Raw genomic sequence first — 9,044 nt, 5'->3', positions numbered from 1 at the left:
ATCGCGAGCGTTGCAGTCACGCAAGTGGGTGACACGCGCGGTGATTGCCGCCGTGACGCTCGCCGCGGTGCTCGCCCCGGCGCCGGCAGCGTTCGCGCAGAACGACGACACGCCGCCCCCGCTCGATACGGCCAGCGCCGTCAAGGCGCCTGCCACGCCGTCGTCGCAGGTCGGCAAGCTCACGCTGGATCAGCAGGTCAAATGGCTGCGCGCCGCGCAGCAGAGCGGCGCGCTGGAAAAGCTCGACGACGCGCAGCTCGTCGCGCTGTTCCAGTCGCTCGATCCGCTCACGCTGCCGCGCTATATCAAGGAAGGGCCGAACGGCTACGCGTCGTACGAGTTCACCATGTCGCGCTCGGAACGCATACGCGGCCAGTGGCCCGACAAGCCCGATCACATGCTCGTGCGGCTCACGCGCGACCCGCTGCGGATCTACGCGAAGTGGCTGCCCGACGGCGCTCATGCGGGCCAGGAAATCCTTTACGACGAGTCCAAACGCAGCGACGAAATGTATGGCCACCTCGGCGGCATCATGAACGTGATGCCGTTGTGGACTTCGCTGGACGGCACGCTCGCGCGCTCGCAATCGAACCATCAGTTGCGCGATCTCGGCACCGAGTACATCGCCAGCCAATACCTGGCCGAAGGCAAGAAATACATCGAGGCCGGCTTGCCGCGCTCGACCCAGGTGGAAGTCAAAACGCTCGACGGCGTGCGCGTGGTGGCCTTCACGTTCGAAACGCCCACCGGCCAGCCGCAGTTCTACGCAAAGAAGGAAACGCTCGGGCTCGACCTTCGGCATCCGTACTTCCGCACCGTCGAGTCCTACGACAACGACGGCAAGCTGTTCGAGCGGATCGTCTTCGAAACGATCACACCGAAGAGCTTCGACGACGCGACTTTCGATCCGAAGAACAAGGCGTACAAGTTCTAGTGGCCACTGCGGCGCGTGCTGCGCGGCGTGAACGCGAACGCGACGTGCGCATGCAGCGCGGCCGCTGCGCCGCGCTGCGCGTGACGGGGTTCGGCCAGATGCGCTGAACGGATGGCGAGTTCCTTGAGCACGAAGTAGTCGCAGGCACGTGTCACGCCGATCAACCCGCGCCGCGCGCCCATCGGCTTCTGTTCGAGAAGCGGTGCGAGCGTCGTGTACCAGAGCGCGCCGATGTCCTCGCCGGAGTCGAAAAGCGGCAGATTCATCCGCGCCGCGTATCGCGCGAACGACGGGCCGCAAGCGAGCGTCGAGTCGACGATCGCCAGCGTGCCGCCTTGCGCAGCCGCGCTCGCGAGCCACGGCCATGCACCGCCTGTCACGCTCGACAACCCTGCGCCGGTCATCATGAAAGTGCGTCGGTCCATATCGGCGTCCAGCCGCTGTGTGGATGGCGAGTCGCGCAGTGCGCTCGCCCTCCGTCAAGTGTAGCCGCGCCGCCCGCGCCATGCTTGCGGCCAGATACCCTGCTTGCCCGGTGCGAGAATGCCGTTCGGGTCGAGCGCGTCCTTGATCGTTTCCGACAGCCGCAGCAGCGCGCCATCGTTGAAGCTGTATTGGGCCGCGGCAAAATCCATGTACGCGAGATGCGAGCGGTACTGGCCATAGCCCGCCGCCCGCATATCGCTCATCAGCGAGCGCAGCAGCGCGCCGGCCTGCGCGACCTGGTTCGCGTCGTCGCGGTCGAAGATCGCCGCGAAGATGTGATGCAGATGTCGCACGCCCGCCGTGAAGCCGCCGTAGTAGTCGAAGCCGTATTCCGCGGCGCGCGCCTTGACCATCGTGTATTGACGCAACGCGTCGCGTCCGGTCGCCGGACACACCGGCGCAAAGTCCACGTGCGCGCCGGCGCCGCCGCGCCAGTCGAGCATGCGGAAGGCGGTCATCGCGGGAATGCCGGCAAGGTTGCGGTCGCCGCCGCCGGTGGGCTGCGCGTCGCCCGCATAACGTGCGGCGAAGAGCTTCGCCTGCGGCACGCGCGCGAAGGCGCGCTGCACGATGGCATAGCGCGCGTCGATCAGCTCGGGCGTGCCGTACAGCGCGAAATGCAGATTCCAGCGGCCGACATTCAGCTTGTCCAGCATCGCGGCCACCGCGCTCTCGGGCATCGCGCCCTCGCCTTCGTACCACTGCGCGCGCGCCGACAAACCCGCCGCGCGGCGCAAGCCGCCTTCGATCACCACGTGGTTGCGGATCGTTTCATCGAGCCGCAAGGGCCGCAGGATCTCCACGATCGCTTCGAGATCGGCCTCGTGACGAAACTGGATTTCGCCGAGCAGATACGCGGGCGGCGCGGGCATCAGCCAGACCCCGAGCTTGGTGACAATGCCGTAGTTCGACTGCATGAACATTGCATCGAACGAGGGTCCGTAACCCGGCTGATACAGCTGCCATGCAGTGCCGATGTCGAGCCCGCCCATGCCGGTTCGCAGCACGTCGCCGTTGGCGAGCACCACTTCCATGCCGCACTGCGTCGCCGCATGGTCACCGTAGTCGGTGTAGCCGAAGCCGCGCTCGAGCGTATTGCCGAGCACGCTGCCCCAACCGGCCGCGGGCGGATCGACCCACAGCCTGTAGCCCTTATCGCGCAGATGCGCATACAGATCGAAGTAGCTGACGCCCGGTTCGACCAGCGCATACGCGAGCGTCTCGTTCACTTCGATGATGCGGTTCATGCGCTGCAGATCGAGCACGACCGATCCCGCGAGACGCGGCGCGGCGCCGCCGTAGGCGAAGTTGCGGCCGGTCGACACTGTCCACAACGGAATGCGATATTGATTCGCGATGCGCAGCACCGCGCGGATCTCGTCGACCGAAGCGGGCAGCAGCGCGGCGCTCGACGAGAACGCCGCGCGCTCGCCGGGCGCGAATGGATCGAGATACGCGGCGAGCCCTGCGGCGGACGTCACCACCCGTGCATCGCCGACGATCGCACGCCAGCCGGCGAGCGCGCGATCGAACTGCGCGGCGGAAACGTTCGGTGGCAGAGTCGGCGACACAGCGTTTTCTCCGGCGGATGAGGGACGCGGCGGTTGGTCTTTTTCGCGGGCGCGCCGTTTGTGTGCTCGCCCGCTTCTCGCAGTCGGTCGTGCCGGCCGTTACTGCCAGGCCTCCGGCTTGCCGCCGAGCGCGCTACACACGTCGATCGCGATCGAGCGCAGCTTGCCTTCGGCGATCTGCCCGGACAACGCATAGCCCATGCCGTCGTTGATCCAGTAGAAGGTGCGGCGGTTGCCGTCGCGCAGCAAGCGGAACGCCGTTTCGTCGCGCGCGGTGCCGGTCACGTAGAGCGTGAGGCGCGCGCCGCTGCCGTTCTCGTACATGAATTGCGCGGCCGGGCCCGCTTCGCCGGGCAACAATCGACCGCCCACCAGCGAGTAACCGTACTCCTGCAACGACGGCACCGACAGCGGCCGGTTCAGCCGTTTGGACAGCCAGCTGATCAGATGCTCTTCTTCGCTCGCGGCGACTTCCACCGGATGACGCCGCTCCGGCGTGTACACCGCGTACGCGATGTCGGCACGCTGCGCGAAGCTCGGCGGCTGCCCGCCCAGGCCGCCCCACGCGCCGCCCGTGAGGCGTGGCGCAAGCGGTCCGAGCGCGAGCGCGAGCCCCGCGCCGGCCGCGAGCCAGCACGCCGCGATGCCCACCCGTTGCCACCACGGCGGCGTGCGGCGCACCACGATGAAGGCAGGCTCGTCGGCGACGCGAAGTCCGGGGCTCGCATGCCGTTCATGGTGCGCCTCCGATTCGCTGGGGCCGCTACGCTGCGGCGCCCCGCACAGCGCGCGCAACGCGGCTTTCTGCGCCCGCCACGCGGCCACCCGCTCGGCGGCCTGCGGATGCCGCTCCAGCTGCGCCTCGATCTCGGCGCGCCGCGCGCCCGGCAATTCGCCGTCGACAAACGCCGACAGCGCTCGCAGATCGGGCCCTTCGGGCAAGCCGGCATCGTAGTCGTCGTTATTCATGACGGATTTCTCACCACTTTCAACGGCACGGTCTTGCGCGCCGGACCCTTGTCCGACCCTTCGGCCGGACCTTCCGCCAACAGCGCGCGCAGGTGCTCACGCGCGCGCGAGAGCCGCGACATCACCGTGCCGATCGGCACGCCGAGCGCGCTCGACGCTTCCTGATAAGACAGCTCTTCGACGCAAACCAGCAGCAGCACCTCGCGCTGCTCGACCGGCAGGCAATACAGCGCGCGCTGCAGATCGCGCAGCACCAGACCGTCGACCTCGCCTTGCGGCGCTTCGAGATTACGCCACGGCGCGCATTCGTCGTCGACGGCGATTTCGCGGCGGCCGCGCAACTGATCGATATAAAGATGTCGCAGGATGGTCAGCAGCCATGCGCGCAAGTTGCTGTTGGGCCGGAACGCCGACCAGCGCGCAAGCGCTCGCTCCGCCGTATCCTGCACGAGATCGTCGGCCCAGGCGCGGTCACCCGTCAGCGCGCGCGCATAGCGGCGCAACTGCGGGAGCCACGCGATCACTTCCGCTTCGAAATTCACCCGGCGAACGAAGCTCAGTAGCCGCCGCCGCTGCTATTGCCGCTACTGCCCGACGCGCTGCTGTCGGTGGCGGAGGTGCAGCCGCTCGTCGCGAGCGAACCGAATGCCAGCGCCAGCAACACGAAGAACGCGGACACAATGCGGGATGCTTTCATGGTGAGTCTCCTGAGGAGCGTCCGGCTTGACAGGTTGCCGGAGGCCGGTCGGCCGCGCGCGGAATGCAACGCTGCCATGTATGACTGAACGCATGCGCCACACGATTTATTCCGCCTGAACGCCGGCCCCCCCTCTTTTTCCGCCATTGCTCAGCAGATTCGTAACTCAACGTTACAGTCAATAGTTATCGGATGCTTCTGCGCGCACAAGCCGTTATAGTGGACGCAGTTCGCCCACCCGGCGCGTTCTGCCCCCACACAGGGTAGAATTGCGGCGAACCACCGTCTTTCTAACCTGAATTGTCCATGGCTTCCGCAGAATCGCACCCGCAAAACGACTTCATGAACGCTGCGCGCAAAGAACGAAAGCGCGTCGAGATATACCTTGTCAACGGCATTCGCCTGACCGGGTGCATCGAGTCGTTCGATCAGTACCTGGTGATGCTGCGCACGCCTGTCGGCCTGCAAGGCATCTACAAGCGCGCGATCTCGACCATCCAGCTCGACACCGGCACGCGTCCGGCGCCGCGCGCGGGGGGGCGCACCTCGCATGGCGAACACACCACGCGCGGCCCGCATGGCTCGCGTGAGCCCCGCGATCATCGGGAGCCGCGTGAACCGCGCGAGTCGTATGGCGCATCGTCCGATCGCAACAGCGGCAATGCCGACGCTCCGGTGGTCGTGACACGCCGCCGGCGTCTGTTCGGTACGGGTGGTGACGGCGGCAACCACGGCGGCGGCAATCATGGCGGCAGCGGCAGCTCCGGCAATGTCGGCGGCAACAACAACGGCAACGAATAAACCGCAGCGGCGGCGCTCGGCGACGACGTCTGCTAGCCGAGCCGCTGCAAGATTCTTCCAGTTGCCTCATCTGCTTCTCCGCCAGCTCGAATCCGCATTTGACCGCTAGCACGCGACGGCGCCAGTACACGGCGTCCAGCATGCGCAGCGCCGGTTGTTTCGTTGTCCAATCCAGATGATCCAGCTCCGCTTGCGCGACGTGTGAGGCGCTCAGGCGTCGCGCGCGCCAAGATTTTTTCTGTGCATGTTCGTTCGTTGCCTTGTGGTTGGCTGAGCCTGTCTGCTCTCCTCCGAGCGGGGCGCTGCTCGTTCGCACGATGCGCGGTCTGCCATGCCGGGGCCACGCGGCCGTCTGATGCTTTTGTTTTGCCGCTTCGCTGTCTGCCGACTCAGCAAAACGAATCGATGCCGGGCGGTTTCAAATGATGTTTATGTTCCGATGCCGGTCTGCGTCGGGTGCATGCTTGCGCTATGCTGAATAGTCGACTCTCTTCCAATGGAGCATGTCATGACCAGCAAGAAGCATCTCGCGCCCCAGGCGATTGCTCAGCCGATGGAAACGCCGCAGTCGGCTCAGTCGGTCGATCGCCGTCTGGATGAAGCGCTGGAGGAAAGCTTTCCGGCGAGCGATCCGATTGCCGTCGATTTGACAGATCCGCATCACGCGCCGGTCGAGGCGGTGTCGTCGGAAACGGGGAAGAAGCGGCATTAGAAGCCGGTGGTGATCGGAGAGTGGCTGAGGAGGTAAGGCGGGCAGCAAGCTCGCCGAAGATCGTGCGGGGAACGCCTACTTCAAAAGATCGGACGCCGCGCCGGCAAAGAACACCCCGAGCATGACCAGGAAAGGACGCCAAAGGCGTTGACAGGCGACGATATCCCGCCGCCGCGGTCATCCCGAAAACAGCGTCCCCGCCGGTGAGTCAGGCGGTGGTCCACCACTCCGCCCTTCCCAACCGACGATCTTCAACGCGAAGGCAGCCCGCTTTCCAGCTGACGCTGAAGCTCGCGCACCTGGCGCTGGGCAGCGCGCAACTGGTCTTGCGCGGCAAGCTTCTGCTGAGCGAGCGCCGTGGTTTCGGCACGCTTCTGTTCCTGCTGCGTCGCGACGATGCTCTGCTGCTGACGCGCGATATCGAGGTCGGCCTGCAAGCGGCTCGCACGGTCCTGCGACAACGCGATCATCCGCTGCGTGAACGCCTTCTGCGCCTCGAGTTGCGTGCGGCGAATCTCGACGTCCGACAATTGCACCGTCTGACGCACGAAATCCTTGTAAATCATGTCGGCACGCGCGGCGTCCTGCGTCTTGATCACGCGCCAGAAATTTTTTTGCTGGAACAGCGCGATGTAGTACGTCATCTCCTTGCCGTAAAACAGCATGCTCGCGCCGTAACTGCCGTTGTAGGTGGTGCGCAATTCGCTGAGCTCCGACCCATGGATCATCTGCTGCAATTCCGCCACATTGCCTGCGGCGGACTGCCGATTTTCGTCCGGGGTCAGTGCAGAGGTCTCCGCCTGTCCGCCCGGCACGGCGGCCGGTAACGCGGTGGTCGCGCCCGGCTGGGAAACGACAGCAGCGCTCCCGTCATCGGCCTCAACTGCCTGAGCCGGAGCCCCTTGCGCGGCTCCCAATGCGATGAATGCGGCCAGGGCAATCTGCCGTACCTTCGACTTTCGGTCCATGTCTTTCCTGCTTGAACAGTTTTTGTTTTAGCGCAAACGACTGATTATTACTCACTTTTGCGCGTTTCGGGCTCTTCATCAAAAATTTGCTGCTTGCGCATCTTCTCTCACAGAGCCTTGCGGCTGATACCCGAGTGGCGCGCCGTGCTTTGACGGCGCCAGCTGTTCGCATCGCGGTGTTGGCGGACCGCAGCAAATGGCATGTGGAGGAACGCATGCGCGGGCTGGCCGCGCTCGGCAAACAGTTGAGCGTGTCAGCGCCGCTGCCCACGGCCCGCGAACACGTCACCTATCTGGCCGCGCACGCAGCGGTGCTGATGGGCTTCGTCGGCTTCGTCGGCGTCGTCGGCAAGATCGACGCGTCGCACTACCGTGGCAATCCGGTCGACAATCCGGGACCGACCAAACACGTCGAACGTACGGTCATCAATGACAAGATCAGCGGCTCGCTCGTGTACCCTCTCCTGTTGAGCAGCTCGCGAACGTGATCGGCACGGCGTCGGTCTCCGCGTCGCACGACGAAGATCGTTATCTCAATCGGCAAAACCGCGCGCCAGATCGCTTTGCGCTCGTGCGCAGGCGTGATGCAGTTGCAAGCCGACTACACCGGCATGCAAACCGGGCAGGTGCGCTGGGCCAACATCAGCGTGTCAAAGGCCTTTGATCTTCTGGGCGCGTCGAAAGCGGGGATGTCGAACGTGCCCGGCGCGAGCGTCACCCATCCGGCGTCGATCAATTTCATCAAGACCGGGGCGAGCCTCTCGCACCAACGAATGGCTGCTGAAAATCGGCACCGCGGTCTCGGCCATCGGGCAGTACAGCGCGGTTTCGCTGCGGATCTCGGAGCAAAGCGCAGCGGTTCGCGCAAGGTTATCAACCGGGCGAAGCATCGGGCGATTCGGGCTGGGGCGCCATGTTCGACGGCAATCGCGCGTTCGCGCCCGGCTTCACCTGTCTGCGCACCTTCACGCGTGTGTCTCCTTCGATATGGCGCGCGTTTATCCGCACGCGGGCACGCCGTCGTCGTCAAGGCTCTCGTCGATTGCGTCCGGCTTGCGCATTCGGACGCGAAGTACGACAGCCTCGATCTGTCGGTGGCGAAGGCGGTCGGCGACGCGCCGGTCCAAAGCGCCTCGCGTAGCCCGCGCATCAACGCGAGGGTCTACCACCAGTTGAATTGACGCTGCTCGCAAGCGACGTGCGCTATTAGAGGCTCCCCTATCAAACTGCGCGCGCGCTTTCACGTATTCTGCGCTGACGATGCGGGCGGCGACCGGCCAGCAAGCAGGCCACGAGTTGCCGATCGCCGTGCGGATCGAAGTCAGACCTAAGAGGCATGGCGGCAGACATCACAAGATAACCGCCCGACAGGCCAACAACGCCGCGCGACCATGATCGCGCCGTCTTTTATCAAGGAGGAAACAATGATGCAATTCACTCAACACGCTCGCGCCGCCGCGCTCGCCGCTGTGCTGCTTGCGGGAGCCGTAACGGCGATGGCGCAGACCGACACGGCGGTGGGCATGTGGAAGACCATCGACGATCACACCGGCCAGCCTAAAGCGCTCGTGCAGATCACCGACGATGGCAGCGGTCAGTTGAGCGGCAAGGTGATCAAAGGTCTCAATGCGAACGATCAGCCGGACCGCCGCTGCACGGCATGTACCGACGCGCGCAAGGATCAACCGATTCTCGGCATGACCATCATTAGCGACATGAAGAAGGACGGCGACGGCTGGGACCACGGACAGATTCTCGACCCGGAAAACGGCAAGCTCTACAAATGCAAAATGCGCCTGGAAGATGGTGGAAACAAACTGGTGGTACGCGGCTATATTGGCGTGGCGCTGCTGGGCCGCTCGCAAACCTGGGTTCGTCAGCAATAGGGTGCGAGGTTTTTTGAGCG

The 9,044-nt window shown here is 65.0% G+C and carries 12 protein-coding genes; 6 read left to right on the top strand and 6 right to left on the bottom strand.

The window, feature by feature from the left end; translation table 11 throughout:
• Positions 1 to 28: 28 nt before the first annotated feature.
• A complete protein-coding gene (locus CIC12_RS27165) occupies positions 29 to 934 on the top strand; it encodes a DUF1571 domain-containing protein (protein WP_446728043.1) in 906 nt (301 codons plus the stop codon).
• On the opposite strand, the gene CIC12_RS27160 is transcribed toward CIC12_RS27165, so the two are convergent.
• From CIC12_RS27160 to CIC12_RS27140, 5 genes are all read right to left on the bottom strand, one after another.
• Positions 931 to 1,359 carry a hypothetical protein gene (locus CIC12_RS27160; RefSeq protein ID WP_168668730.1) on the bottom strand — a complete coding sequence of 143 codons (429 nt, stop codon included), beginning with the start codon at positions 1,357 to 1,359 and terminating at the stop codon, positions 931 to 933. The two genes, CIC12_RS27165 and CIC12_RS27160, sit on opposite strands and share 4 nt — an antisense overlap.
• Before the next feature lie 54 nt (positions 1,360 to 1,413).
• Positions 1,414 to 2,991, bottom strand: coding sequence for an FAD-binding protein (locus tag CIC12_RS27155; RefSeq protein WP_168668728.1), 1,578 nt, complete (start codon positions 2,989 to 2,991; stop codon positions 1,414 to 1,416).
• 99 nt (positions 2,992 to 3,090) lie between these two features.
• Positions 3,091 to 3,960, bottom strand: a complete 870-nt coding sequence (locus CIC12_RS27150; RefSeq protein WP_168668726.1) for an anti-sigma factor family protein — start codon at positions 3,958 to 3,960, stop codon at positions 3,091 to 3,093.
• Positions 3,957 to 4,502, bottom strand: coding sequence for a sigma-70 family RNA polymerase sigma factor (locus CIC12_RS27145; protein WP_168668724.1), 546 nt, complete (start codon positions 4,500 to 4,502; stop codon positions 3,957 to 3,959). The genes CIC12_RS27150 and CIC12_RS27145 overlap by 4 nt, the downstream gene beginning before the upstream one ends.
• Before the next feature lie 14 nt (positions 4,503 to 4,516).
• On the bottom strand, positions 4,517 to 4,657 hold the full coding sequence (locus tag CIC12_RS27140; RefSeq protein WP_168668722.1) for a hypothetical protein: 141 nt from the start codon (positions 4,655 to 4,657) through the stop codon (positions 4,517 to 4,519).
• Between the two features lie 306 nt (positions 4,658 to 4,963).
• Here CIC12_RS27140 and hfq point away from each other — a divergent pair, with 306 nt between their 5' ends.
• Positions 4,964 to 5,458, top strand: a complete 495-nt coding sequence (gene hfq / locus CIC12_RS27135; protein WP_168668720.1) for an RNA chaperone Hfq — start codon at positions 4,964 to 4,966, stop codon at positions 5,456 to 5,458.
• 508 nt (positions 5,459 to 5,966) lie between these two features.
• The gene (locus CIC12_RS27130; RefSeq protein ID WP_168668718.1) at positions 5,967 to 6,170 is read left to right on the top strand and encodes a hypothetical protein; all 204 of its coding nucleotides are present in this window, start codon (positions 5,967 to 5,969) and stop codon (positions 6,168 to 6,170) included.
• Positions 6,171 to 6,421: 251 nt separating this feature from the next.
• On the opposite strand, the gene CIC12_RS27125 is transcribed toward CIC12_RS27130, so the two are convergent.
• The gene (locus CIC12_RS27125) at positions 6,422 to 7,138 is read right to left on the bottom strand and encodes a DUF2968 domain-containing protein (RefSeq protein WP_168668716.1); all 717 of its coding nucleotides are present in this window, start codon (positions 7,136 to 7,138) and stop codon (positions 6,422 to 6,424) included.
• Between the two features lie 215 nt (positions 7,139 to 7,353).
• Between CIC12_RS27125 and CIC12_RS33380 the strand changes: the two genes are divergently transcribed.
• The 3 genes from CIC12_RS33380 to CIC12_RS27115 all read left to right on the top strand — a co-directional run bounded on the left by CIC12_RS33380 (position 7,354) and on the right by CIC12_RS27115 (position 9,024).
• Complete coding sequence (locus tag CIC12_RS33380) at positions 7,354 to 7,626, top strand: hypothetical protein (RefSeq protein ID WP_238812909.1); 273 nt, start codon at positions 7,354 to 7,356, stop codon at positions 7,624 to 7,626.
• A 96-nt stretch (positions 7,627 to 7,722) separates the two neighbouring features.
• A complete protein-coding gene (locus tag CIC12_RS33375) occupies positions 7,723 to 8,319 on the top strand; it encodes a hypothetical protein (protein WP_238812908.1) in 597 nt (198 codons plus the stop codon).
• Between the two features lie 243 nt (positions 8,320 to 8,562).
• Entirely contained in the window at positions 8,563 to 9,024 is a 462-nt protein-coding gene (locus tag CIC12_RS27115; RefSeq protein ID WP_168668715.1) for a DUF2147 domain-containing protein, read from the top strand.
• Positions 9,025 to 9,044 lie beyond the last annotated feature (20 nt).

It is taken from the genome of Paraburkholderia sp. SG-MS1 (genome assembly GCF_012275575.1).
In the GTDB taxonomy this organism is placed as follows: domain Bacteria; phylum Pseudomonadota; class Gammaproteobacteria; order Burkholderiales; family Burkholderiaceae; genus Paraburkholderia.
The sequence above is the reverse complement of the archived record's forward strand: the minus strand, read 5'-3'. Positions and strand labels throughout refer to the sequence as shown.